Source organism: Pseudomonas sp. SR18 (assembly GCF_023701505.1).
GTDB lineage: Bacteria > Pseudomonadota > Gammaproteobacteria > Pseudomonadales > Pseudomonadaceae > Aquipseudomonas > Aquipseudomonas cyclaminis.
Window position 1 is genome coordinate 195,877 of the sequence record NZ_JAMQAU010000005.1, and the last position, 23,947, is coordinate 219,823.

The 23,947-nt window shown below is 58.3% G+C and carries 23 protein-coding genes; 18 read left to right on the forward strand and 5 right to left on the reverse strand.

Annotated features, from left to right (window positions below; translation table 11 throughout):
* Window positions 1-2: 2 nt before the first annotated feature.
* The 7 genes from fcl (at window position 3) to NDJ82_RS10320 (ending at window position 7,935) form a co-directional block, all read left to right on the forward strand.
* The gene (gene fcl, locus NDJ82_RS10290) at window positions 3-977 is read left to right on the forward strand and encodes a GDP-L-fucose synthase (protein ID WP_352230436.1); all 975 of its coding nucleotides are present in this window, start codon (window positions 3-5) and stop codon (window positions 975-977) included.
* Between the two features lie 275 nt (window positions 978-1,252).
* Entirely contained in the window at window positions 1,253-2,668 is a 1,416-nt protein-coding gene (locus NDJ82_RS10295) for a mannose-1-phosphate guanylyltransferase/mannose-6-phosphate isomerase (RefSeq protein ID WP_112194192.1), read from the forward strand.
* Between the two features lie 4 nt (window positions 2,669-2,672).
* Complete coding sequence (locus tag NDJ82_RS10300) at window positions 2,673-3,422, forward strand: glycosyltransferase family 2 protein (RefSeq protein ID WP_112194194.1); 750 nt, start codon at window positions 2,673-2,675, stop codon at window positions 3,420-3,422.
* Window positions 3,423-3,427: 5 nt separating this feature from the next.
* Entirely contained in the window at window positions 3,428-4,390 is a 963-nt protein-coding gene (locus NDJ82_RS10305; protein ID WP_250925404.1) for an NAD-dependent epimerase/dehydratase family protein, read from the forward strand.
* A gap of 17 nt (window positions 4,391-4,407) precedes the next feature.
* Window positions 4,408-5,433, forward strand: coding sequence for an MraY family glycosyltransferase (locus tag NDJ82_RS10310; protein ID WP_371929493.1), 1,026 nt, complete (start codon window positions 4,408-4,410; stop codon window positions 5,431-5,433).
* 60 nt (window positions 5,434-5,493) lie between these two features.
* Entirely contained in the window at window positions 5,494-7,491 is a 1,998-nt protein-coding gene (locus NDJ82_RS10315; protein WP_162633410.1) for a polysaccharide biosynthesis protein, read from the forward strand.
* Between the two features lie 111 nt (window positions 7,492-7,602).
* Window positions 7,603-7,935: a ComEA family DNA-binding protein gene (locus NDJ82_RS10320; protein ID WP_099587319.1), complete on the forward strand. Its 333-nt coding sequence runs from the start codon at window positions 7,603-7,605 to the stop codon at window positions 7,933-7,935.
* A gap of 16 nt (window positions 7,936-7,951) precedes the next feature.
* On the opposite strand, the gene NDJ82_RS10325 is transcribed toward NDJ82_RS10320, so the two are convergent.
* Window positions 7,952-8,530 carry a TetR/AcrR family transcriptional regulator gene (locus NDJ82_RS10325; protein ID WP_250925405.1) on the reverse strand — a complete coding sequence of 193 codons (579 nt, stop codon included), beginning with the start codon at window positions 8,528-8,530 and terminating at the stop codon, window positions 7,952-7,954.
* Window positions 8,531-8,660: 130 nt separating this feature from the next.
* On the opposite strand from NDJ82_RS10325, the gene NDJ82_RS10330 reads away from it, so the two are divergent.
* Both NDJ82_RS10330 and NDJ82_RS10335 read left to right on the forward strand, forming a co-directional pair.
* Window positions 8,661-9,305 (forward strand): GntR family transcriptional regulator, encoded by a 645-nt coding sequence (locus NDJ82_RS10330; protein WP_112194203.1) that lies wholly within the window; start codon window positions 8,661-8,663, stop codon window positions 9,303-9,305.
* A 15-nt stretch (window positions 9,306-9,320) separates the two neighbouring features.
* On the forward strand, window positions 9,321-10,169 hold the full coding sequence (locus tag NDJ82_RS10335; RefSeq protein ID WP_250925406.1) for an urea carboxylase-associated family protein: 849 nt from the start codon (window positions 9,321-9,323) through the stop codon (window positions 10,167-10,169).
* 6 nt (window positions 10,170-10,175) lie between these two features.
* Here NDJ82_RS10335 and NDJ82_RS10340 read toward each other — a convergent pair whose 3' ends face one another.
* Window positions 10,176-10,343, reverse strand: coding sequence for a DUF2897 family protein (locus NDJ82_RS10340; RefSeq protein WP_250925407.1), 168 nt, complete (start codon window positions 10,341-10,343; stop codon window positions 10,176-10,178).
* Between the two features lie 111 nt (window positions 10,344-10,454).
* Window positions 10,455-11,819 carry an ethanolamine permease gene (eat, locus tag NDJ82_RS10345; protein ID WP_099587315.1) on the reverse strand — a complete coding sequence of 455 codons (1,365 nt, stop codon included), beginning with the start codon at window positions 11,817-11,819 and terminating at the stop codon, window positions 10,455-10,457.
* Between the two features lie 401 nt (window positions 11,820-12,220).
* Between eat and kdpF the strand changes: the two genes are divergently transcribed.
* The 6 genes from kdpF to NDJ82_RS10375 all read left to right on the forward strand — a co-directional run bounded on the left by kdpF (window position 12,221) and on the right by NDJ82_RS10375 (window position 20,175).
* Window positions 12,221-12,310, forward strand: coding sequence for a K(+)-transporting ATPase subunit F (kdpF, locus tag NDJ82_RS10350; RefSeq protein ID WP_003218754.1), 90 nt, complete (start codon window positions 12,221-12,223; stop codon window positions 12,308-12,310).
* A gap of 9 nt (window positions 12,311-12,319) precedes the next feature.
* Window positions 12,320-14,014, forward strand: a complete 1,695-nt coding sequence (gene kdpA, locus NDJ82_RS10355) for a potassium-transporting ATPase subunit KdpA (protein WP_099587314.1) — start codon at window positions 12,320-12,322, stop codon at window positions 14,012-14,014.
* A 14-nt stretch (window positions 14,015-14,028) separates the two neighbouring features.
* Window positions 14,029-16,086 (forward strand): potassium-transporting ATPase subunit KdpB, encoded by a 2,058-nt coding sequence (gene kdpB / locus NDJ82_RS10360; RefSeq protein WP_250925408.1) that lies wholly within the window; start codon window positions 14,029-14,031, stop codon window positions 16,084-16,086.
* A gap of 40 nt (window positions 16,087-16,126) precedes the next feature.
* On the forward strand, window positions 16,127-16,672 hold the full coding sequence (gene kdpC / locus NDJ82_RS10365) for a potassium-transporting ATPase subunit KdpC (protein WP_191960199.1): 546 nt from the start codon (window positions 16,127-16,129) through the stop codon (window positions 16,670-16,672).
* 124 nt (window positions 16,673-16,796) lie between these two features.
* Window positions 16,797-19,448: a DUF4118 domain-containing protein gene (locus tag NDJ82_RS10370; protein WP_250925409.1), complete on the forward strand. Its 2,652-nt coding sequence runs from the start codon at window positions 16,797-16,799 to the stop codon at window positions 19,446-19,448.
* A gap of 37 nt (window positions 19,449-19,485) precedes the next feature.
* Complete coding sequence (locus tag NDJ82_RS10375; protein ID WP_032892766.1) at window positions 19,486-20,175, forward strand: response regulator; 690 nt, start codon at window positions 19,486-19,488, stop codon at window positions 20,173-20,175.
* 54 nt (window positions 20,176-20,229) lie between these two features.
* Here NDJ82_RS10375 and NDJ82_RS10380 read toward each other — a convergent pair whose 3' ends face one another.
* Complete coding sequence (locus tag NDJ82_RS10380) at window positions 20,230-21,267, reverse strand: patatin-like phospholipase family protein (RefSeq protein WP_112194209.1); 1,038 nt, start codon at window positions 21,265-21,267, stop codon at window positions 20,230-20,232.
* A 218-nt stretch (window positions 21,268-21,485) separates the two neighbouring features.
* Here NDJ82_RS10380 and NDJ82_RS10385 point away from each other — a divergent pair, with 218 nt between their 5' ends.
* The 3 genes from NDJ82_RS10385 to NDJ82_RS10395 all read left to right on the forward strand — a co-directional run bounded on the left by NDJ82_RS10385 (window position 21,486) and on the right by NDJ82_RS10395 (window position 23,459).
* Window positions 21,486-21,764 carry a hypothetical protein gene (locus NDJ82_RS10385; RefSeq protein WP_032888964.1) on the forward strand — a complete coding sequence of 93 codons (279 nt, stop codon included), beginning with the start codon at window positions 21,486-21,488 and terminating at the stop codon, window positions 21,762-21,764.
* 45 nt (window positions 21,765-21,809) lie between these two features.
* The gene (locus NDJ82_RS10390) at window positions 21,810-22,571 is read left to right on the forward strand and encodes a CHAD domain-containing protein (protein WP_191960197.1); all 762 of its coding nucleotides are present in this window, start codon (window positions 21,810-21,812) and stop codon (window positions 22,569-22,571) included.
* 90 nt (window positions 22,572-22,661) lie between these two features.
* Window positions 22,662-23,459, forward strand: coding sequence for an acyl-CoA thioesterase (locus tag NDJ82_RS10395; RefSeq protein ID WP_250925410.1), 798 nt, complete (start codon window positions 22,662-22,664; stop codon window positions 23,457-23,459).
* 3 nt (window positions 23,460-23,462) lie between these two features.
* On the opposite strand, the gene NDJ82_RS10400 is transcribed toward NDJ82_RS10395, so the two are convergent.
* Complete coding sequence (locus NDJ82_RS10400) at window positions 23,463-23,825, reverse strand: DUF962 domain-containing protein (RefSeq protein WP_250925411.1); 363 nt, start codon at window positions 23,823-23,825, stop codon at window positions 23,463-23,465.
* Between the last annotated feature and the right edge of the window lie 122 nt (window positions 23,826-23,947).

Here is a 23,947-nt window from a genome sequence, read left to right on the forward strand (position 1 = left end):
CAGTGGCTCGTGATTTGAACGAATCGGTGTTGGTAGTCGGGTATCGCGGCATGGTGGGTTCAGCCATCGTGCGGCGCTTGTCTGCCTTAGGCTATACAAATGTCCTGACTCTTGGTCGCGAGAATCTGGATTTGCTTGATCAGGGCGCTGTGCGGGCGTATTTCGATTCGCACAAGGTCGATCAGGTCTATCTGGCTGCTGCGCGTGTTGGGGGTATTCATGCCAACAATACCTATCCCGCAGATTTCATTTACGACAACCTGATGATTCAGGCGAACGTCATCGAAGCCGCGCATCGTGCTGGTGTGCAGAAGCTGCTGTTTCTGGGCTCTTCGTGCATATACCCAAAACTGGCCGAGCAGCCAATGACTGAACAGGCGCTGCTGACGGGAACGCTCGAATCGACCAACGAGCCTTATGCAATCGCCAAGATTGCCGGGATCAAGTTGTGCGAGAGCTACAACCGCCAGCACGGTCGCGACTATCGCAGCGTGATGCCGACCAACCTGTACGGTCCGCACGACAACTACCACCCGGATAACAGCCACGTAATTCCAGCGTTGTTACGGCGTTTCCACGATGCCGTCGAGAACGCAGTCGAAGAAGTTGCGATTTGGGGCAGCGGCAAACCCATGCGTGAGTTTCTGCATGTTGATGACATGGCGGCTGCCAGCGTTCATGTGATGGAACTTGAGGGTGAGGTTTATCGTGCCAATACTCAGCCGATGCTTTCCCATATCAATGTGGGCACCGGCATTGATTGCACGATTCGTGAACTGGCGGAAACGATCGCGAAAGTTACCGGTTTCAAGGGGGCGTTGACGTTTGATGCCAGTAAGCCGGACGGCACGCAACGCAAGTTGATGGATGTATCTCGGCTCAGGTCTATGGGCTGGCAGGCGAGCATTGGGCTTGAGGATGGCTTGAGAGACGCCTACAAGTGGTTTGTCGCCAATCGTCTGGATGCTCGAGGCTGAGTGTGTGGGAATAGCGCCTGCGTAACAACGCTGGCGCTATCCCATACGTTTTGGAAATCTGACCTTTAGTGCCTGGGTGAACCGAGGGCGCCTTACTCATCTTCTATGCGTGTGCTAAGTAGGGCGTGATGCCGGAGTTTTAGCAATGCCAGTGATTCACCGGCAGGCGTATGATGAGCGCCACGCCCCTTATTAGTAAATGTCACCGCATCGTGCATAAGCCCCTCCGCGAGTGTCCCGTTGTGCTGATCAAGTAAGAATCAAAGGATGATTTAATGTTTCTTCCGGTAATCATGGCGGGCGGCTCTGGCACTCGTCTTTGGCCTTTGTCTCGTCAGTTGAACCCTAAGCAGTTCCTGCCGTTGGTAGATGCGGACCTGACCATGTTGCAAGCTACCATCAAACGTCTTGATGGATTGGAGCATGCTGTCCCTCGTCTGATCTGTAATGAAAATCACCGTTTTCTTGCGGCGGAACAGCTTCGGCAGTTAGGGCTGGAAGAAGCCAACATTATTCTTGAGCCCGTCGGACGAAATACCGCCCCCGCGATTGCGCTGGCTGCGTTGCAAGCGCTGACCGATCAGGAAGACCCTATCCTGTTGGTGTTGGCAGCAGATCACCTGATTCAGGATGTGGATGCGTTTCATCAGAGCATTGCGAAAGCCCAGGTTCTCGCTGAGGCGGGTAAGCTCGTGACATTCGCAATTACCCCGACGCATCCTGAAACGGGCTACGGTTATCTTCAAATGGGGTCGCCTGTAGGAGAGGGGGGCTTCAAGGTCAATCGCTTCGTTGAAAAGCCAGACCTTAAAACGGCAGAACAGTATTTATCTGACGGTGATTATTTTTGGAACAGTGGCATGTTCATGTTCCGGGCCAGCCGCTACCTTCAAGAGCTTGAGCGTTTTCAGCCGAAGATTGTTTCTGTTTGCCGGGAGGCGTTGGCTGGCGGCCAGCAGGATATGCACTTCACCCGCGTCGACAGTTCGATATTCGTTACCAGCCCAGATGATTCGATCGACTATGCCGTCATGGAGAAGACCTCAGACGCGGTGATGGTGCCTCTGGATGCTGGCTGGAGCGATATCGGCTCTTGGTCTGCGCTCTGGGAGGCGGGTGAAAAAAACTCCGAAGGCAACTTGTTCAAGGGCGATGTACTTTCGGAAAATACGTCGGGTAGCTATGTTCATGCCACACATCGTTTGGTGACTACGGTTGGTGTGACAGACCTGATTATTGTAGAGACCAAGGACGCTGTACTTGTCGCCCATAAAGATCAGGTGCAAGACGTCAAGAAAATCGTCGACCAGCTCAAGGGTTGCAAGCGTCAAGAGCATGCGAATCACCGTGAAGTCTATCGTCCGTGGGGCGTCTACGATTCCATTGATAATGGAGAGCGCTACCAGGTCAAGCGAATCACCGTTAAGCCCGGTGAGAAGCTTTCAGTACAGATGCATCACCATCGTGCCGAACACTGGATTGTCGTGAGCGGAACAGCGCGCGTTACCAATGGTGAAAAAACCTATTTGGTCACTGAAAACCAATCGACATATATCCCGATTGGTCAGATTCACGCGCTGGAAAACCCTGGAATGATTCCACTCGAATTGATCGAGGTGCAATCAGGTTCATACCTGGGAGAGGACGATATCGTCCGTTTTGAAGACATCTATGGTCGGGTGAAAGGCTGATACTGTGAAAATTTCGATCATCACTGTTTGCTATAACAGCGCCTCGACCATTCGCGACACCCTGGAATCGGTACTCTCCCAGACCTACCAGGATATTGAGTACATCGTCATAGATGGCGCCTCCAAAGATTCGACACTGGCGATTATCTCGGAATATGAAGGGCGTATATCGACGGTTTTAAGCGAGCCTGACAAGGGCATTTATGACGCGATGAACAAAGGCATCAAGTTGGCGACGGGCGACTATGTCGGCATCCTCAACTCGGATGACGTGTTCTCCAGTACGTCCACGATTGAAGACTTGGTCAAGTTTCTGGAGGCCAATCCAGCGTGCGATGCATCCTATGCAAACCTAGTGTTCGTCCAGCGGGACAATACTGATGTCGTTACCCGCAAATATTCGTCCTCTGGCTTCTCGACCTGGAAAATACGTTTCGGATTCATGATTCCGCACCCGACTTTTTATGCTCGTCGCAGCCTGTTCGATCAATTTGGATACTATAAATTGGGTTATCGCGTTTCGGCAGACTTCGAACTGATGACGCGCTTCATTACCCAAGGCATCAAGCTCTCAAGGCATGACGCTAACATGGTCAAGATGCGACAGGGCGGGATCAGCACGACGGGATTTTGGTGGAAAGTGCACCAAAATTTGGAAATCGTCAGGGCGTGCAAAGAAAACGGGATCTATACCAACATTCTTATGGTTGCCTTGAAAATTCCTTTCAAGCTTGCCAGCTACTTTTTTAAGTGATGCCTGTGAACAAGGTTTTGCTCACCGGCGCGACTGGTTTTGTTGGTTCGGCGCTTCTGGCCTATTTGCAAGAGCAGGCGCGTCATCCTGTGGCTATTGCCTCCCGTTCTGAACCCGTAGGGGTTGAACGTGATTGTCAGGTTTTCAACCTCGGCGAATTTGGCGCGCAAACGAACTGGCATCCCGCGCTAAGGGGCGTTGGCTGCGTAGTTCATATGGCAGGGCGTGCACACGTCCTGACACAGGAGCCCAACGCGCTTGAACTCTTCCGAGAGGCCAATACGCGGGCGACGCTAAATTTGGCCTCGCAGGCGGCCGCCGAAGGTGTCAAACGGTTTATCTTCATCAGCTCAATTGGCGTAAACGGGGGGTATACCACCGATCTCCCTTTCTCTGAGTCGTCCGCGCCTACGCCTAACGCAGATTACGCAATCTCCAAGCAGGAGGCGGAAGTCGGGTTATTGCAACTCGCACAGACTACTGAGATGGACGTGGTGATCATTCGGCCGCCTTTAGTCTATGCCGCTCATGCCCCTGGGAACTTTCGCAGGCTGCTCAAGCTGGTTCATTCAGGCATTCCTTTGCCTTTTGGGCGAGTTAATAACAGCAGAAGCATGATTGCCTTGGAAAACCTGGTTGATTTCATCGCCTTTTGCATAGATCACCCAGCGGCGGCTAATCAGGTTTTCTTGGCATCAGATGGTGTTGACTTCTCTACGGGACAAATGGTCAGGCTTTTAGCCAAGGGCATGGGGCGAAAAGCGGCGCTAATCCCGGTTCCAGTGTCGGTGCTGCGGGTGTCTGCGAGACTATTGGGGAAGCAGGGGGTCTATACCCAATTGTGTGGGTCTTTGCAGATAGACGCATCCAAAGCCAAGCAATTGCTTGGCTGGACGCCGCCCCTGTCAGCTGAGGCTGCAATGATCAGGGCTGGGCAAGAGTTCAATAACCGCATCGTCGGTTCGTAAAGCGTTTGGAGTATTGAGTGATGGTTTGGCTGTTTTTTATTATTACGGGCGGCATTTCTCTGCTGCTGACAAGTGCTTTACGACGCTACGCGCTTGCTAAAAGCCTGATAGACGTGCCCAACGCGCGTAGTTCCCACACGGTTCCAACGCCTCGTGGTGGTGGCGTGGCGATCGTGTTGAGCTTTTTGTTCTTGTTGCCTGTTCTTGCGATATTTTCGCTTTTATCTTGGTCGTTTACCTGGGCGCTGTTAGGCGCTGGCGCCGGCATCGCAGTACTGGGTTTCCTGGATGATCATGGGCATATCGCAGCACGTTGGCGGCTTCTTGGGCATTTCAGTGCTGCCGTGTGGGCACTTTTCTGGTTAGGTGGAGCGCCCCCTTTGGCTGTAATGGGCACTACATTTGACATGGGTTGGTTTGGCATCGTGCTGGTCGCGCTCTATTTGGTCTGGATGCTCAACCTTTACAACTTCATGGATGGAATCGACGGATTAGCCAGCCTTGAAGCTATTTTTGTTTGCCTGAGTGCGGCGATGATCTATGCATTGCTGGGGCTTGGTTCTCTGGCCTGGGCGCCGTTGCTGTTGTCATTCGCGGTCGGCGGTTTTTTGTATTGGAACTTCCCCCCTGCGAAGATTTTCATGGGGGATGCCGGCAGTGGATTTCTAGGTGTAACGCTGGGGATTTTTTCCGTGCAAGCGGCCTGGGTCTCTCCTTCACTCATTTGGGTGTGGGTGATCCTGATGGGTGTTTTTATAGTGGATGCCACCTTTACACTGATCAGGCGCCTGGTTCGGGGAGACAAAGTCTATGAAGCCCACCGAAGCCATGCCTATCAGTACGCATCCCGAAAGTATGGTCGCCACTTACCTGTTACGTTGACTGTCGGTCTGGTGAATCTGATCTGGCTGCTACCTATTGCGCTGTGTGTTGCCCTGCTTGGTCTGGATGGCTTACTGGGCGTGATAATTGCGTACATTCCGTTACTCATATTGGCCAGCATGTTTCATGCGGGCGCCGTCGAGAAAAACGAACCGGTGTAGTAAGTTGTCAGTGTATTCAGTCATTTTGTTTTTTTGTATTGCGGTGCTTGTTCGGAGGTAATTATGGATATGTTACGGACCTATTTGTTGGGCCTGCCTCGCCGGTATAAACGATTTATCCAAGTACTGACTGACGTCATACTGGTTTGGTTTGCACTCTGGATGGCGTTTCTCGTGCGTTTAGGGATAGACGACATGATCAATCCTATCCGTATGCACCTCTGGCTGTTTCTCTCCGCACCGCTGATCGCCATTCCCCTGTTTGTCCGTTTTGGTATGTACCGCGCCGTCATGCGTTATTTTGGTAATGATGCTTTGATTGCGATCATCAAGGCCGTGAGCCTTTCATCTTTGATATTGGCATTGGTTGTTTATTGGTACAGCAACCACCAGAACGTGGTGCCACGCTCGATTATTTTCAATTATTGGTGGCTCAGCCTTATTACCATCGGCGGCCTGCGCCTGGCAATGCGTCAGTATTTTTTAGGGGACTGGTTCACTGCGGCGCAACATGTCCCCTTCACCCGTCGCGATAACGGCTTGCCGAAAGTAGCCATCTACGGCGCTGGTGCTGCGGGTAACCAGTTGGTCGCGGCGCTGCGCATGGGGCGAGTGATGAGACCCGTCGCGTTTATCGATGACGACACGAGTATTTCTGATCGGGTTATCTCGGGACTTCAGGTCTACAAGCCCAAACATATTCAACGCATGATTGATATGACGGGGGCTGAGGAAATCCTGCTTGCGATTCCGTCCTCAAACCGAGGTAGACGCCGTGAAATTCTCGGTTTTCTTGAAGGATTCCCTCTTCATGTGCGAAGTGTTCCAGGTTTCATGGATCTCGCCAGTGGCCGGGTCAAGGTTGATGATATCCAAGAGGTTGACATTGCGGACTTGCTAGGGCGTGACGCGGTCCCTTCTCAGGCGGATTTACTGGAGCATTGCATTGCAGGGCAGAGCGTTTTGGTCACTGGCGCTGGCGGCTCTATCGGCTCTGAATTATGTCGGCAGATCTTATCTCTAACGCCCAAAACCCTGTTGCTGTTTGAACACAGTGAATTCAACCTTTACAGCATTCTTTCTGAACTCGAACAGCGGGTTTTGCGTGAGTCGTTGCCGGTCAAGGTCTTGCCAATCCTGGGCTCGGTTCGCAATCAGTCTAAGCTGATGGACGTCATGAAAACCTGGCACGTCGACACGGTCTACCATGCTGCGGCTTATAAGCATGTACCGATGGTTGAACACAATATTGCCGAAGGCGTGTTGAATAATGTCATTGGAACGCTTAACACTGCACAGGCTGCCCTGCAGGCTGGGGTTGCCAATTTCGTCCTGATTTCCACAGATAAAGCAGTACGCCCGACCAATGTGATGGGCAGTACCAAACGCTTGGCAGAGCTTACATTGCAAGCGCTCAGTCGTGAGTTGGCCCCCGTTTTATTTGGTGACAGAGCCAACGTTTCACACGTCAACAAAACCCGTTTCACGATGGTTCGTTTCGGCAACGTACTGGGTTCGTCGGGCTCAGTCATTCCGCTGTTCCATAAGCAGATCAAATCCGGTGGTCCGTTGACGGTCACTCACCCGAAAATCACCCGATACTTTATGACCATCCCTGAAGCTGCGCAGCTGGTTATCCAGGCGGGTTCGATGGGGTTGGGCGGCGACGTATTTGTGTTGGATATGGGGGAACCGGTAAAGATCGTTGAACTGGCTGAAAAGATGATTCATCTATCAGGATTCAGTGTGCGCTCGGACAAAAATCTTCATGGCGACATCGCCATCGAATTCACCGGCCTACGCCCCGGTGAAAAGCTTTACGAAGAGTTACTGATCGGCGACAACGTTGTCGCTACACGACACCCCATGATCATGAGCGCCAACGAAGATCATTTATCCTGGGATGTGCTCAAAGACAAGCTGACGGAGCTGCTGGCCGCGGTGGAACAAGATGACTACACCCGCGTCCGCCAACTCCTGCGCGACACTGTAAGCGGCTACTCCCCTGACGGAGAAATCGTCGACTGGATCTACCAGCAACGTCGCTTGGAACCCTGATTTAACACTCTGTTACGCAAGCATTTTTGACGAATCCCCAACATCACCTAAGTTTGAAAAGCAGCTTCGGAAAAGCTGCTTTTCCCTCAACGATGTCAAGGAGCGTCACCCATGCAGAAAACCTACATTTCTTCGCTGATCTTCGCCTTCCTCACAACCCTCTCCGTCGCCGCCACCGCAGCGCCGTCCATCAAGCCAGAAGCCCCAACCCCTGTCACCGCGCAGATGACTCAGGTCGAGCAGTCCGCCAAGGTCAACCTGAACGCCGCCGACGCCGAGACCCTGCGTCGGGATCTGTTCGGCATTGGCGCGGCCAAAGCCAAGGCGATCATCGCCTACCGCGAAAGCAACGGTCCGTTCACGGCGGTGGATGAGTTGTTGGAAGTGAAGGGGATCGGCAAGGCGTTGCTGGAGAAGAACCGCGACAGGTTGGTGATCAACTAAACGTCCAAGAGGCCGGTCATTGATCGGCCTCTTTCTCCTGCAGATTTTGCGTTTTCAGGTTCTCCCGTACTACTTCCATGATCCGTCTTGCCAATTGTGGATCTTCAACACTCCTGGCCAAGACCAGTGCGCCTACCAGTGTCGACATCATCATCAGACTTTCTGCGTCGCAACGTCCCGCGCCCAGTGCCGTTTCAATTTGCTTGAGCCTTGCGTCGAGCACGTGGTCGGTGGTTGCACTGGGTTGGCCTCTCAAGCCCAGTTCGGAAGACATCGTTGGCAACGGGCAGCCCTGGTCCGGTGAGGTCAGGTGCCATTCCGACAGGTAGCTGTCGATAAACGAGTCCAGCGGCCGTTCCTGGCTGAACAGCATGTCGCAATGGGCATCCAGGTCGGCCGCCGCAGCCTGTAGCGCTTTTTCCACCAGCTCTTTCTTGGACCTGAAGTGCGCGTAGAAGCCGCCATGGGTCAGGTTGAGCGCTTTCATCAGCGGCTGCCGGCCGGTGGCGTCGATGCCGTCACGGCGAAAGCGGGCTGACGCTTCCTTGATGATGCGTTGGTGGGTCTGGGCTTTGTGGTCTTGGGAATAACGCATAGGGCGGCCTCGGTGACAGGCTGGCATTTTAACCAACCTGAACTTTTTTACACGGTTGGCGAAGCTAAGGTGTTGGCATGAAAAGTGATTACCTCTACGCAAAAGATTGTTCAACAATCGTGAGGGAATGATGACTCCCAGTTTGTCTTTAGCCGACCAGATTGCCTTGGAGCTGCGCGCCGACATTATCGGCGGGCGGTTATTGCCAGGTATGGCATTGGTCGAGGTGGATCTGGTCCGGGCCTACAGTGCGTCGCGCAACACCATTCGCGAAGCCCTGCACCGTTTGGGTCAGGAAGGGCTGACCCGTTACGTGCGCAACAAGGGTGTGATGGTCCGGCGACTGCAGCGGGAGGAGGTTCGCGACCTGTTTGTCGTGCGCCGCACCCTCGAATTGCAGGCCATCGCCGACAGCAGCGCGTTGACGGATGAACAATCTGAACGCATGCAAAACGCCATCGACGCCACCACCCTGGCCCGTGAGCGCGAAGACTGGCGCGCCGTGGCCACCCACAGTTTGTTGTTCCATCAGCACATTGTCGGGTTGATGCGCAGCCCGTTGTTCGATGAGTTTTTCGCCCAGGTCATCGCCCAATTACGCTTGGTGTTTTGCGCGGCGCTCGATGAGCAGCGATTCCAGTCGCCCTGGCTGGAACGTGACCGCGAGATTTACACGTTACTGGTCCAGCCGAATAAAGCCGCGGCAGGGGAGGCGATGAGCCTGTACCTGGAGGATTCCGAACGCATTTCGTTGGCTCTTTTTACCCACCCCTGATTGAGGATCTGCATCATGTATAAAGACTATCCGGCCGCTTATCAGGTCAGCAAAGGCTCGGCGTTGCAGGTCGATACGGCGTTTTACGAGCGTATTCGTGACCGAACGGATCAGCGCACGTTGATCGAACAGTTTGAAGTGCCGATTCGCACTGGAAGGGCGTGGAAGGTGCCGGCCGGGCATGTGTTTCGTGTCACCACGCCGGTGGGGCCGCAGGTGGGTGACTTTAACGTATGGAATGCCAATGACCCTCGCGAACGTCTTTGGGCGGCGCGCACCCGCCAATTGCAGGGCGCTCATGTCAGCACCCATGACCGCTTGTGGTCGAATCTGCCGTTTTTGCGGCCTTTGGTTACGATCACTGATGACAGCCTGGCCGGCTACGGTATCGACGAGCACGGCGGGCGCTTGCATGACTTGCTGGGCACGCGTTGCGACCCTTACGTGAACCGCATGCTGACGGGGGAGGATTTCCATCACCACTGCCACTCGAACCTGACGCGTGCGGTGTTGCCCCACGGTCTGACGGAATTCGACGTGCATGACGTGTTGAATATTTTCCAGTGCACCGGTCTCAATCACGACGACATGTATTTCATGAAGGCGTGTCCTGCACAGAAGGGCGATTACCTGGAGTTTTTTGCCGAAATTGATTTGCTGTGTGCGCTGTCGACCTGCCCGGGTGGGGATTTGTCATTGCCGATGTGGGGCCCGGATGCGCAGGATCCACTGACGGTGTGTCGTCCGCTGGGTGTCGAGATCTATCAGTTGGAGGATGAGTTACTGAATGGCTGGAGCCAGCCAGAGCGTGCTGCCTACAAGGGGCAGCACGGGTTGCAGATTGCCAAGGCGGATTGGGAGTAATCGATCCTAGCGATCCTGTGAATCCTTGGCTTCCGCCTGGGCGTTGCGTTCGGCCACGCGTTTGCGTTGCTCGTCGGTGAGCTCCACTTTGTTGGCGCTGTCTCGCAGCATCATCAGCCCCCCCACGATCGACCCGATCGCGACCACCATAATCAACCACGCATACCACGGCATAAGGCTCTCCTTGAGGCAGATTCCCGTGGGAGAATTTTCCCACGGCAATAGCTGCTTTGAGTAACGGGCTTTCTGAGTAGTTCAGTGTAGGCCCGTTCTGCCTCGTAAAGCTTAGAGCCCAGTCAACATCGCATCCGCCGGCGCATCGGCGCGGTCTTGCGCGGTGAGTTGGAAGTACACAAAACCCACCACCATGAAGCCCAGGAAGATCAACCCGATCAGCGTGTTGAACCACGCCATGGCCACCAGGCACACCACCGCCAATACCAACGCAATGCCTGGCACGATCGGATAACCCGGCGCGCGGAAGGTGCGTTCCAGCAGCGGTTCCGTCTTACGCAATTTGAACAGGCTGAGCATGCTCATGATGTACATGACGATCGCGCCGAACACTGCCATGGTGATCATCGCTGCAGTCAGGGTCATGCCGCCTAGGTTGATCAGGCCGTCGCTGTAGATAGCGGCGATGCCGACCACGCCACCGGCGATGATGGCCCGGTGTGGTGTCTGAAAACGCGACAGTTTGGCGAGGAATGACGGCAGGTAGCCGGCGCGGGCCAAGGCGAAGAATTGGCGCGAGTAGCCCAGGATAATGCCGTGGAAGCTCGCCACCAGGCCGAACAGGCCGATCCACACCAGCATGTGCAACCAGCCCGAGCTTTCGCCGACCACGGTTTTCATGGCCTGTGGCAACGGGTCGTTGATGTTCGACAGGGTGCGCCAATCGCCCACGCCACCCGCGAAGAACATCACGCCCATGGCCAGGATCACCAGGGTCAGGATGCCGCTGATGTAGGCCTTTGGAATCGTGCGCTTCGGATCTTTCGCTTCTTCAGCCGCCATGGCTGCGCCTTCGATGGCGAGGAAGAACCAGATGGCGAAGGGAATCGCGGCAAACATGCCCGCAATTGCCGGAGCCCCAAACGTGTCGGAACCGGCCCAACCGTTCAGGGCGAAGTTACTGAAGCTGAAGGCCGGCGCGACTACGCCCATAAACACCAGCAACTCGGCGACGGCGAGCACGCACACCACCAGTTCAAAGGTCGCGGCGAGCTTCACGCCAAGGATGTTCAAGCCCATGAACACGATATACGCGCCGACAGCTGCGTGTTTGGGGTCCAGCGCTGGAAACTGCACATTCAGATAAGCGCCGATGGCCAAGGCAATGGCAGGTGGCGCGAAGACAAATTCGATCAGTGTGGCAAGGCCGGCGATCAAACCGCCTTTCTCTCCAAACGCCCGACGGCTGTAGGCAAATGGCCCGCCAGCATGGGGAATTGCGGTGGTCAGCTCGGTGAAACTGAAGATAAAGCAGGTGTACATCGCGGCGACCATCAACGAGGTCACCAGAAAGCCCAAGGTCCCGGCCACGCCCCAGCCATAGCTCCAGCCGAAGTATTCCCCGGAGATCACCAGCCCGACGGCAATGCCCCATAAATGCAGGGTGCCTAGGGTGGGTTTGAGTTGTGTGTTCATTGTGTTGCTCCCTGAACGGTTTGGAATGATTCAAGGTGTTGCAGCGGCCATGCCAGCCTGAGAATCATTGTCGTAAAGGCGCGCAACTGTCGTCTGGGGGATGGTTTGGCGTTTGAAACTTTGCCTTGTTGCACCAGATAAGTGCGGGGGGGACTGTGCCGACGCTATCGGGGGCAAGCCTCCTCCCACATTTTTACCGGTATATGCAGGGCCAAGTGTGGGAGGGGGCTTGCCCCCGATGAGGCCCTACCAGCCACCACAGATCCCTCTGTAAACCCCGCATAAACCCACTCTTTACGCCGTCTTTACGCCCCGCCTGCACCCTCGCTCTCGTTCCTTTACACCACTCCTGCGGACAATTGCGCCACACGCGGCACTCGCCGCTGAACGGAGAGACTTCCATGAGCGTTCTGGACGGGGTGTCACTGCTATTGGCCGTGGCGCTGTTCATTTATCTGCTGGTTGCGCTGCTACGCGCGGATCGGAACTAGGAGCTGGCCATGCACAGTTATGACTATTGGCTGATCATTGCCTTCTTTGCCGTGGTACTGGTGCCGGCCCCCTTCCTGGGGCGGTTCTACTACAAGGTGATGGAGGGCCAGCGCACGTGGCTGACTCCGGTCCTGGGGCCTGTCGAAAAAGCCTGCTATCGCCTGTCGGGTGTCGACGCGCAGCAGGAGCAGAGCTGGCAGAAATACATGCTGGCCTTACTCGCATTCAACCTCGCGGGTTTCCTGCTGCTTTTCGCGATCCTGGTGTTCCAGGACTATCTCCCACTCAACCCGCAGAAATTGCCAGGGCAGGAGTGGACGCTGGCCTTCAACACCGCGGTCAGTTTCATGACCAATACCAACTGGCAGTCCTACAGCGGCGAGGCGTCACTGAGCTACCTCAGCCAGATGGCCGGCCTGACCGTGCAGAACTTCGTCAGTGCTGCGACCGGTCTGGCAGTCCTGGTCGCGCTGTGCCGTGGGATCGGTCGCAAGTCGGCCCAGACATTGGGTAACTTCTGGGTTGATATGACCCGCGCTACCCTCTACGGCCTGTTGCCGCTGTGCCTGGTGCTGGCGTTGTTCCTGGTGTGGCAGGGCGTGCCACAGACTTTCGCCCATTACGTCGATGCCGTGACGCTGCAAGGCGTGGATCAGGTCATCCCCCTCGGCCCGGCGGCCAGTCAGATTGCGATCAAGCAACTGGGCACCAACGGTGGCGGCTTCTTCGGGGTCAACTCGGCGCATCCGTTTGAAGATCCGACCGCGTGGGCCAACCTGTTCGAGGTGGCGTCCATCATTCTGATCCCGGTGGCGCTGGTCTTCACCTTCGGTCACTACGTCAAAGACCTGCGCCAAAGTCGCGCGATCCTTGGCTGCATGCTGGCGTTGTTCCTGATCGGCGGCGCGACGTCTCTCTGGTCCGAATACCAGCCCAATCCGACCCTGAACAACCCGGCCGTGGAGCAGACCGCACCGCTGGAAGGCAAGGAAACGCGCTTCGGTACCACCGGCACGGTGCTGTGGTCGGTGACCACTACCGCGGCGTCCAACGGTTCGGTCAACGGCATGCAGGACAGTCTCAGCCCCCTCAGCGGGATGGTGGCGCTGGTCAACATGATGGTCGGTGAGGTTATCTTCGGCGGCGTTGGCGCCGGCATGTACGGCATGTTGCTCAACGTGTTGATCGCGGTGTTCCTCGCCGGTTTGATGATCGGTCGCACCCCGGAATACCTCGGCAAGAAGCTACAGGCCAAGGAAGTGCAACTGCTCGTCGTGACCTTGTTGGTGATGCCGGTTGGCGTGCTCGTGCTCGGTGCCATTGCTGCCAGCCTGCCAGGCCCAGCCGGTGCCATCAGCAACCCTGGCCCCCATGGCTTCAGCCAACTGCTCTACGCCTACACCTCAGCCAGTGCCAACAACGGCTCGGCGTTTGCTGGCTTCAGCGCCAACACGCCGTTCCATAACCTGATGCTCGGCCTGGGCATGTTGATCGGCCGCTTTGGCTACATCCTCCCGGTACTGGCCCTGGCCGGCAGTCTGGCGATGAAAAAGAGCGCACCGATTGGCCAGAACAGCTTCCCCACCCACGGCCCGCTGTTCGTGACCCTGTTGACCGTCACCATCTTGCTGGTAGGGGGCCTGACTTTCCTGCCGACGCTGGCGCTGGGTCCTATCGCCGAACACTTGAGCATGGGCTTCTGAGAAGGGATATGAACATGAATATGCCTGCAAAAAACGCGGCCCCGGTCAAACCCCAGGAGCCTGCCAAAACCGCCATCTCTGCTCTGTGGCGCCCGGCGCTGGTCCAGGCGTTCGTCAAGCTTGACCCGCGCCAGCTGAAGCACTCGCCGGTGATGCTGGTGGTCGAATTGACTGCGATCCTCACCACGGTGCTGTGCTTCGTGCCTGACACCACCGTGCCGACTTTCGTTGCCGTGCAGATCGCCGTGTGGCTGTGGTTCACCGTGCTGTTTGCCAACTTCGCCGAAGCCTTGGCCGAAGGGCGCGGCAAGGCGCGCGCCGACAGCCTCAAGGCCGGTAGCGAAGGCCTCAGCGCACGGCGCAAGGAAGCCGATGGCAGCTTCAAGGTCGTGCCCGCCACCAGCCTGCGCAAAGGCGATGTGGTGCGCGTTGCCGCCGGGGAGATGATCCCCGGTGACGGCGAGGTGATCGAAGGCATCGCGGCGGTGAACGAAGCGGCGATCACTGGCGAATCCGCTCCGGTGATCCGCGAGTCCGGCGGCGACCGCTCGGCAGTCACCGGTAACACGCGGCTGGTCTCGGACTGGCTGCTGATCCGCATCACCGCCAACCCCGGCGAGTCGACCCTGGACCGCATGATCGCGTTGGTGGAAGGCGCCAAGCGCCAGAAGACTCCCAATGAAGTTGCGCTGGATATCCTGCTGATCGGCCTGACGCTGATCTTCCTGTTGGTGGTCGTGACGCTGCAGCCGTTCGCCCACTTCGCCAATGGCAGCTTGCCTTTGGTGTTTCTGGTCGCACTGCTGGTGACGCTGATTCCTACGACCATTGGCGGCTTGTTGTCGGCCATCGGCATCGCCGGCATGGACCGCCTGGTACGCCTCAATGTGATCGCCAAGTCCGGCCGTGCCGTGGAAGCCGCGGGTGACGTGCATGTGTTGCTGCTGGACAAGACCGGCACCATCACCTTTGGTAATCGCCGCTGCGCAGCGGTGGTCGCGGCGCCTGGCGTCAGCGGCCGCGAGGTGGCCGAAGGCGCGCTGTTTGCGTCCCTGGCGGACGACACGGCGGAAGGCAAATCCATCGTTGAATACCTGCGCGCCTTGCACCCTCAGGCCGAGCCTGCGCCGGACGAGTTGACCGCCGTGCCGTTCAGCGCCGAAACCCGGCTATCCGGCGTTGACTGCCAAGGCCGCGTGTATCGCAAAGGCGCAGTGGATTCGCTGCTGGCATTTATCGGCCAGCAGCGCCTTGACCTTGCACCTGCGTTGTCGCGGGAAATCGACAAGATCGCCCAAAGCGGCGGCACCCCGTTGCTGGTGTGCGCCGATGGCAAGTTGCTCGGTGCGATTCATCTTAAGGACGTGGTCAAGCCCGGCATCCGCGAACGTTTCGCCGAGTTGCGCAAATTGGGCATCCGCACCGTGATGGTTACCGGCGACAACCCGCTGACGGCTGCTGCGATTGCCGCTGAGGCGGGCGTGGATGATGTGCTGGCCGAAGCCACGCCAGAGAAAAAACTTGCACGTATCCGCCATGAGCAGAACGACGGTCGCCTGGTGGCCATGTGCGGCGACGGCGCCAACGATGCACCGGCACTGGCCCAGGCCGACGTGGGCATGGCCATGAACGACGGCACCCAGGCAGCGCGTGAAGCCGCCAACATGGTTGACCTCGACAGCGACCCCACCAAGCTGCTGGATGTGGTGCAGATCGGCAAGGAATTGCTGGTGACCCGTGGCGCGCTGACCACCTTTTCCATCGCCAACGACGTGGCCAAATACTTCGCGATTCTGCCTGCGCTGTTTGCCTCGATCTATCCGCAACTGGGCGTGCTCAACGTCATGCACCTGCAGAGTCCGCAGAGCGCGATTCTGTCGGCCATTGTGTTTAACGCGCTGATTATCGTGGTGTTGATCCCGCTGGCATTGCGCGGTGTGCGCGTACAGGCGGCGAGTGCAGCGGCGTTGCTGCGGCGCAACCTGTTGATCTATGGCGTGGGTGGGTTGCTGGTGCCATTCGTGGGCATCAAGGCCATCGACATGCTGCTGACCGCGCTGCACCTGGTTTGAACTGGCTACCTTGGTTTGCCGATTTATTGAGGATTTGACTATGACTAACATGATCCGCCCGGCCCTGAGCCTGCTGGTCCTCATGACCCTGATCACCGGTGTGGCCTACCCACTGGTGGTCACCGGCGTGGCGCAAGTGGCCTTCCCCGACCAGGCCAACGGCAGCCTGGTGCGCGACGCCGATGGCAAGGTGCGCGGCTCCAGCCTGATCGCCCAGGATTTTACCGGTGACAACTGGTTCCACCCGCGCCCATCGGCAGGTGCTTTTGCGACCGTGTCGAGCAGCGCCAGTAACCTCGGCCCGAGTAACCCAGCGTTGGCTACCCGTGTATTCGATGACGCGAATAAACAGCGGGTGCCCAGTCAGGGGCCGGTGCCGTTGGCCTCGCTGACTACCTCTGGCAGCGGTCTTGATCCACACTTGCCACCTCAGGCGATTGCCTATCAACTGGCGCGGGTGGCGGCGGCGCGGAATGTGCCGGTGTCGACCTTGCAACGGCTGCTGGATGAGCACATCGAAAGCCCGTTGGTGGGGCCGCCGGTAGTGAATGTGCTGGCGCTGAACATGGCCCTGGAAAAGTTGTAGGCATTGAGACCACCGTCGGGGCAAGCCCCCTCCCACAGGGAAATGCATTCCAAATGTGGGAGTGGGCTTGCCCCCGATGGAGCCCTGAAAAACTTTATACAAACACCTGAAGGAACCCTCACGCATGAGCGACTCCGGCCGCGCCGATGCCCTGCTCGCCGATCTGCCCCGCAACGGCCGTGGCCGGCTCAAAGTCTTCCTCGGCGCCGCACCGGGCGTGGGCAAGACCTACGCCATGCTGCAGGCCGCCCACACCCAACTGCGCCAGGGCGTCAAGCTGGTCGCCGGCGTGGTGGAAACCCATGGCCGCGCCGAGACCGAAGCCTTGCTCAGCGGTCTGCCACAGCAACCGTTGCTGCGCAGCGAATACCGTGGCGTGATGCTCGAAGAAATGGATCTCGACGGCCTGCTCGCCACCAAACCCAAGCTGGTGCTGGTGGACGAACTGGCCCACAGCAACGCCCCGGGCAGCCGTCATGAGAAGCGCTGGCAAGACATTCAGGAACTGCTTGCCGCCGGCATCAACGTGTTTACCACGGTCAACGTCCAGCATCTGGAAAGCCTTAATGACCAAGTGCGCGGCATTACCGGCGTGCACGTGCGTGAAACCCTGCCCGACTGGGTGCTGCAAGAGGCCGACGAACTGCTGCTGATCGACCTGCCATCCCGCGAGCTGCTGGAGCGTCTGCGCGACGGCAAAGTCTACGTCCCGGAACAGGCCCGAGCGGCCATCGATGCGTTTTTCACCCAGACCAACCTGATGGCCCTGCGCGAGCTGGCGATGCAGACCGCTGCCGCCCATGTAGACGACGACTTGGCCCAGGGCTATCGCCAGCTTGGTCAGGCGGCACCGGCGGTGCGCGGTCGTTTGCTGGTGGGCGTGGACGGTGATGCCCAGGCTGAACGCCTGGTACGGCATGCGAGTCGGGTGGCACAGCGTCGGCACTTGCCGTGGAGCCTGGTGCATGTCGATAACGGCCGCGCACGGGATGAACAGTCGCGTCTGCGCCTGCAAAACGCCCAGCAATTGGCCGAGCGTCTCGGCGGCGAAGTCGTGTTGCTACGGGCGGGGGAGGTGGCCAAAACGTTGATCCAGCACGCCGCCGAACGCCGCGCCAGCCTGGTCTTGGTCGGGCAATCGCGGATGCGCTGGCGCCGTCGCCTGTTTGGGGGCGGCCTGGCGGCGCGTCTGTTACGCAATGCGCGGGGCCTGGAAATCAACGTGCTCGACAGCGACGACATTCCCGCACCGCCGCGTATGCCGCAGGTGCGCGGGCTGGTGTGGTTCGATTACGCCTTGGCGGTGTTCGCAACGCTGGTGGCTGCGGGCGTGGCCTGGGCGGTGTCCAGTGTGTTGCCGTTGCCGAATATCTCGTTGGTGTTCCTCGCCGCCGTCTTGCTGGTGGCGGTGCGCAGCAGCCTGGGGCCATCCCTGGTGTGCGCGGCGTTGTCATTTCTGACCTACGATTTCCTGTTTATTCCGCCGAATTTTTCCTTCTCCATCCAGCGCGAAGAAGATGTGCTGACCCTGCTGTTCTTCCTGCTGATGGCGGCGCTCACCGGCAACCTCGCGGCGCGCCAGCGTCGACAATTGCAGGCATTGCGCGACACTCAGGAAGAAACCAGCGAGCTGCTCGACCTGTCACGCAAACTCACGGCCGCCACCGATCGCCAGGCGGTGGTCAGCGCGGCGGCCCATCACCTGGAAGGCTGGAGCGATCTGGACCTGTGCCTGGTCAATCGCGACGGTCAGGGCGGCTGGAAGGTCGAGACCGGCGGCCCGCTGACCCTCAGCGAAGCCGAACGCGCCGCGGCCGACTGGGCCTGGCAACATGACCAGCCCGCTGGCATGGGCACTGGCACCTTGCCGTTTGGGCGTTGGTGGTGGTGGCCATTGTCGGGCGAGGAGGGTCCGCTGGGCTTGCTGGGTGTCAGTGCCAAACCGGGCCAGGCGTTGAGTGGTCAACGCCGCCGCCTGCTCACCGCGTTGAGCCAGCCGCTGGCCCAGGCCCTGGCCCGTGCGCAGTTGGCGCAGGAGCTTGAATCCGCACGCCTGCACGGCGAAACCGAGCAACTGCGCAGCGCCTTGCTCGCGTCGGTGTCCCATGATCTGCGCACGCCGCTGACGTCCATGCGCGGCAGTATCGACAGCCTGTTGGCGTTGGGTGAAGCCATCCCCTTGGAGGACCGTCGCGAATTACTCGAAGGCACGCGCGATGAAGCCGAGCGCCTCGATCGTTATATCCAGAACCTGCTGGACATGACGCGCCTGGGCCATGGCGCGCTCAAGCTGGCGCGGGATTGGGTGTCGCCGGGCGATATCGTCGGCAGTGCCCTCGGCCGTTTACGTGCGGTGCTGGCGCCGTTGCAGGTGAGCACCGAGGTGCCGCCTGAGCTGCCATTGCTGTATGTGCATGCAGCCTTGATCGAGCAGGCGCTGGTCAATGTGCTGGAGAACGCCGCACGCTTTTCACCTCTTCAGGGGCGTTTGCAATTGAGTGCCGGCGTGTCGGATAACCAACTGTTTTTCGCGGTGGCCGATGAGGGGCCGGGTATTCCCGAAGACGAGCGTGCGAAAATTTTCGATATGTTCTACACCGCCGCACGCGGTGATCGGGGCGGGCAGGGCACCGGCCTCGGCTTGGCGATCTGCCAGGGCATGGTCGGGGCGCACGGAGGGCATATCCGCGTGGCCGATGGCATTGAAGGGCGCGGCACCTGCATCACCTTGTTTTTGCCATTGCCGACACAGCCTGGCCTGGAGCCTGAGTCGTGAGCTACCCTCCTTTCTCCACGGATTTTGATGGAACACCATGAGCCAGACCGCGACGATTTTGGTCATTGATGACGAACCGCAGATCCGCAAGTTCTTGCGCATCAGCCTGGCCTCCCAGGGCTACAAAGTGATCGAGGCCGGTACCGGTAACGAAGGTCTGGCCCAGGCGGCATTGAGCAAGCCGGACTTGCTGGTGCTCGACCTCGGCCTGCCGGACATGGACGGCCAGCAGGTGCTGCGGGAGTTTCGTGAGTGGTCGACGGTGCCGGTATTGGTGCTGTCGGTGCGCGCCAGCGAAGGGCAAAAGGTCGAAGCCCTCGACGGCGGCGCCAATGACTATGTGACCAAGCCTTTTGGTATCCAGGAATTTCTCGCCAGGGTTCGCGCGCTGCTGCGCCAGGCACCTGCAGGCGAAGCGCAGGAAGCAGCATTGAGTTTCGGCCCGCTGACGGTCGATCTGGCCTATCGCCGCGTACTGCTGGACGGCGCTGAAGTGGCGCTGACCCGTAAGGAATATGCCGTGCTGGCGCAGTTGGCACGGCATCCAGGGCGGGTGATTACTCAGCAGCAATTGCTCAAGGATATCTGGGGGCCGACCCATACCGAGGACAGTCACTATCTGAGGATTGTGGTGGGCCATCTGCGCCAGAAACTGGCGGATGATCCGACTCAGCCACGTTTTATCGTGACCGAGGCGGGGGTGGGGTATCGGTTGTTGGGGGCTTGAGCCTGAAGAGGTTTGTTATCTGATCCATCGTCGTCGCGGGCAACAGCGAAGTACTCAGGACTGCTCACTCTCATAGCGGTCCAACGTGTCACTGGCAATTTCCCGGCCCAACGCGATCAACTCCGGCGCCTTGTAGAACTCGAAAAACCTGCACACCCGCTTCGGCACGTTGATCAACACGTCCGGCGGATAGCCTGCAATCTTGTATTGGGCCAATGACGTCTGCATCACCTCGAAACTCTGGTTGATCAGGTCCAGCAACGACGCTGGCCCCACATTATCGATGATGAACGATCCAGTGGCGGACTTCGGTGCGCCGGGTTTTTCCGGTGCGGCGGCGGGTTGTTGGGACTCGGGTTCAGCCGAATCCAGCCACGGGTTGATCTCGGCCGCCTGGGCCTGCAAGGCTTCCTGCTCCAGCTTCATCAACTGCTCGGCCTGCTTGCGGCGAAACGGCAAGTGCGAGCCCAGTGATTTCGCCAGGCTGTTGAAGCGGCTCTTGAAGGCCGGCGGCCGCTGGATCACCGGCAAGTGGTAGTGCTTCTGGTTGGTGGCGTTGAGGTTGACCGCGATGATCAAGTCGCAATGGCTCGACACCACCGGCACGATGGGCAGCGGGTTGAGCAGACCGCCGTCCACCAGCATGCGGTTGCCTTGCATCACGGGGGTGAACAGGCTGGGAATTGCCGCCGAGGCGCGCATGGCCTGGTGCAGGCAGCCTTCCTGGAACCAGATTTCCTGCTGGTTGGTGAGGTCGGTGGCCACGGCTGTGTAGGGGATGCGCAGCTCTTCGATATTGATCTCGCCGACGATCTTGCGGATCTGGCCGAAGACCTTCTCGCCACGAATCGCACCGAGGCGAAAACTCACGTCCACCAGGCGCAGCACGTCGAGGTAGTCAAGGCTTTCAATCCAGTTTCGATACTCGTCCAGCTTGCCTGCCGCATAGATTCCACCCACCACCGCGCCCATGGAGCAGCCGGCAATACAGGCAATGTCATAGCCGCGTCGTTCGATTTCTTCGATCACTCCGATATGGGCATAACCCCGGGCTCCGCCCGAGCCCAGCACCAAGGCAACACGTTTTTTCATGGTCCATATCCTTTGATCGGCAGGTAGCCACAATGCACCCATTGAGGGGGCGGCTTCAATCTTCGCTAAGCGGCGTAATATTTTTCCAGAGTAGCGACTAGGCTCGGGTATGCTCTGGCAATAGGTACTATCGATTTCAGGCTAAGGACAAGGCACTTTTTGTTGTAGGTAACGTCTACAACCGTACGACTGTTTTTCTTTATTTTGAGGTGTCATCGATGAAAGCCTGGATGTGTGTGCCTGTGATTCTGTTGGCCCTGGCCGGTTGTGCCGGCAAAACTGCTTACCGCGACAGTTGCGGTGCGCAATTGGACGCTGCCTGGAAAGAGCTCGACCTGGCCAAGGCCGAAGGCTTCGCCGGTACCGTCAGCTATTCCAAGGCGTTGTCCCTGTTGACCGGTGCCAAGACTCAGCAGCAGTTTGAAGCGTTTGAAGGCTGCTCCAACAAGGCTGAAAAGGCACGGTTCTATATTCGTGAGTCGCGCGCCGGGCGTTGAGCCGTCGGCAGAAAGTAGGATTTTTCATCAAGAAGTGAGGGCAGGATGTCAGCGTTGGTCGATCAGTTAGTCGCTCAGGTCATTGGCCTGGAAGTAGGGTTACTGAGCTGCCAGGCTCGCCTCGCTGCCGTCACCGACGACGAAGCGCTGCATGACTTGCGCACCACGGTGCGGCGCCTGCGTAGTCTGTTGCGGCCCTTGCGCGGGTTGCCGGGCGTCGAACAGCTTGAGCTGGCCGCCAGCAGTGTCGGCCAATTGACCACCCCACTGCGTGATCGTGAGGTGCTGGCCGCCTATCTGCACCAGCATGGTCATCACGACGCGGCGGATCGGCGTCTGCGCCTGCAGCCCGATGCTTATCGCCAAGTAGCGCAAAGTTCGGAATTGGCGCACTTGCTGCAAATTCTGGATGCCTTCCCACGCTTTATTCGCGCCTCCCAGCATCAGAAATTGCTCAAGGGCGTGCGCTCGCGGATCGAGAAGCGCCTGGCCAAGCAATGGCATACCCTCGGTGAAGCCCTCAAGGATCCTGGCCATGATCGCCACCGTCTGCGGCTGTTGATCAAGCGCGTGCGTTATGCAGCCGAGGCCTATCCCGAATTGGACAAGTTGCCCACCAACGCCATGCCGCGCCTGAAGAAAGCCCAAGGTGCCCTAGGCGATTGGCACGACTGTTGGCAGTGGCTGGCCCAGGCTGAACACCAGGCCGATCTGCAACCCTGTGTGGCTGTATGGCACAAAACCATGGCCAAAGCCGAGGGGCAGGCGGATCGGGTGCTGGATAAACTCAGCTCCGATTGTTTCTGAATCGGTCCGGCTTTTGGCCGGAATAGGCGCTGTACCTCACCCCCACGATGGTTAAGATCCCTCATCTGTTTCCTTTGACCTGAGGTTGCCATGCGCTTTAGTGATTTGCTCGACGCTGCCCGTAGCCAACCGCTGGATGTCACCATTCCTGCTGAATGGGCACAAGGTCGCGCGACGTTCGGCGGCCTGGTTGCCGCTTTGCAATACGAAGCCCTGCGCGCCCAGGTGCCTGCGGATCGACCGTTGCGCTCGTTGGCAATCACCTTCGTTGGCCCGGTGGCGCCCGATGTCTCTGCCAGCTATCAAGTCGAAGTGTTGCGCGAAGGCAAGGCGGTCAGCCAATTGCTCGGCCGGGTCATGCAGAACGGTGAAGTGGCGACGCTGGTACAGGCCAGTTTCGGCGCTTCCCGTGAATCAGTCATTGATGTGGCAAGCGAAGCACCGCCAGCGTTCAAACACTGGGACGAGTGCCAGGAGTTGCCCTATATCAAGGGCGTCACGCCTGAATTCATGCGGCACCTGGCAATGCGCTGGAGCGTCGGCGGCCTGCCATTTACCGGCAATAAGTCTCGCGGCATGGGCGGCTGGGTTCGCTTGCGTGGGGAGGTGAAAGAAGAGCCGCTGACCGAAGCGCATATCCTCGCCCTGGTCGACGCCTGGCCACCGGCCTTGCTCCCACACCTGAAAAAACCGGCTCCGGGCAGCACCCTGACCTGGACCATCGAGTTCATCCAACCATTGCAGGATCTGACAACCCTCGATTGGTGCCAGTACTACGTCAACATCGAACACGCCCGCGACGGCTACGGCCACGCTGCCGCAGCACTGTGGAGCCCCTCCGGCGCGTTGATCGCGATCAGCCGCCAGACCGTTGTAGTGTTCGCCTGAGCATCAGTGCCGATGGCGCTGCCGCCAGGCGCGCCACCAGCCACCGCTCAACACAAAGCGCGGAAAGGTCACGAACTGCTCGACCACCAGGCGTTGCACTGCATCTTTGCGATCACTGAAAGGCTCGCTGGCCTGGGCTTCCAGACTATGACCATGACGCTGCAAACCCAGGCCGGCCAGGATGCCCACCACGCCAATGGCGAAACTGGCCAGGCTCAGGCTGAACACCCCGGAAACGATCAACAGAAACCCGACGATAAACAGTGGCACGGCGATTAGGTGCAAGGCCAGGTTGGTGGGGGGCTGGTGATTCTGCGGGTAGTTACGCCATTGCCAGGCGGGGAGATTGGGGTGCCGTTTGCCCATGATGGTGAGTCCTCTGTCCGTTGAAATAACTTGGATGGAGTTTAGGCGGGGGTGGGCGGGTGGGCGAATTGGGGCTGGCTATAGAGGTCATAGTTTCTGTTATCTAAAACATTTAACCCCCC

Bases quoted from the DNA above. Each gene is read 5' to 3' on its own strand.
- NDJ82_RS10385 (WP_032888964.1), top strand. From the start codon at position 21,486: ATGAAAGCCTGGATGTGTGTGCCTGTGATTCTGTTGGCCCTGGCCGGT.
- NDJ82_RS10400 (WP_250925411.1), bottom strand. From the start codon at position 23,825: ATGGGCAAACGGCACCCCAATCTCCCCGCCTGGCAATGGCGTAACTAC.
- NDJ82_RS10340 (WP_250925407.1), bottom strand. From the start codon at position 10,343: ATGCCGTGGTATGCGTGGTTGATTATGGTGGTCGCGATCGGGTCGATC.
- kdpB (WP_250925408.1), top strand. From the start codon at position 14,029: ATGAATATGCCTGCAAAAAACGCGGCCCCGGTCAAACCCCAGGAGCCT.
- NDJ82_RS10295 (WP_112194192.1), top strand. From the start codon at position 1,253: ATGTTTCTTCCGGTAATCATGGCGGGCGGCTCTGGCACTCGTCTTTGG.
- NDJ82_RS10395 (WP_250925410.1), top strand. From the start codon at position 22,662: ATGCGCTTTAGTGATTTGCTCGACGCTGCCCGTAGCCAACCGCTGGAT.
- NDJ82_RS10375 (WP_032892766.1), top strand. From the start codon at position 19,486: ATGAGCCAGACCGCGACGATTTTGGTCATTGATGACGAACCGCAGATC.
- NDJ82_RS10380 (WP_112194209.1), bottom strand. From the start codon at position 21,267: ATGAAAAAACGTGTTGCCTTGGTGCTGGGCTCGGGCGGAGCCCGGGGT.
- NDJ82_RS10335 (WP_250925406.1), top strand. From the start codon at position 9,321: ATGTATAAAGACTATCCGGCCGCTTATCAGGTCAGCAAAGGCTCGGCG.
- NDJ82_RS10390 (WP_191960197.1), top strand. From the start codon at position 21,810: ATGTCAGCGTTGGTCGATCAGTTAGTCGCTCAGGTCATTGGCCTGGAA.
- NDJ82_RS10325 (WP_250925405.1), bottom strand. From the start codon at position 8,530: ATGCGTTATTCCCAAGACCACAAAGCCCAGACCCACCAACGCATCATC.
- kdpA (WP_099587314.1), top strand. From the start codon at position 12,320: ATGCACAGTTATGACTATTGGCTGATCATTGCCTTCTTTGCCGTGGTA.
- NDJ82_RS10370 (WP_250925409.1), top strand. From the start codon at position 16,797: ATGAGCGACTCCGGCCGCGCCGATGCCCTGCTCGCCGATCTGCCCCGC.
- kdpF (WP_003218754.1), top strand. From the start codon at position 12,221: ATGAGCGTTCTGGACGGGGTGTCACTGCTATTGGCCGTGGCGCTGTTC.
- eat (WP_099587315.1), bottom strand. From the start codon at position 11,819: ATGAACACACAACTCAAACCCACCCTAGGCACCCTGCATTTATGGGGC.
- kdpC (WP_191960199.1), top strand. From the start codon at position 16,127: ATGACTAACATGATCCGCCCGGCCCTGAGCCTGCTGGTCCTCATGACC.
- NDJ82_RS10320 (WP_099587319.1), top strand. From the start codon at position 7,603: ATGCAGAAAACCTACATTTCTTCGCTGATCTTCGCCTTCCTCACAACC.
- NDJ82_RS10330 (WP_112194203.1), top strand. From the start codon at position 8,661: ATGACTCCCAGTTTGTCTTTAGCCGACCAGATTGCCTTGGAGCTGCGC.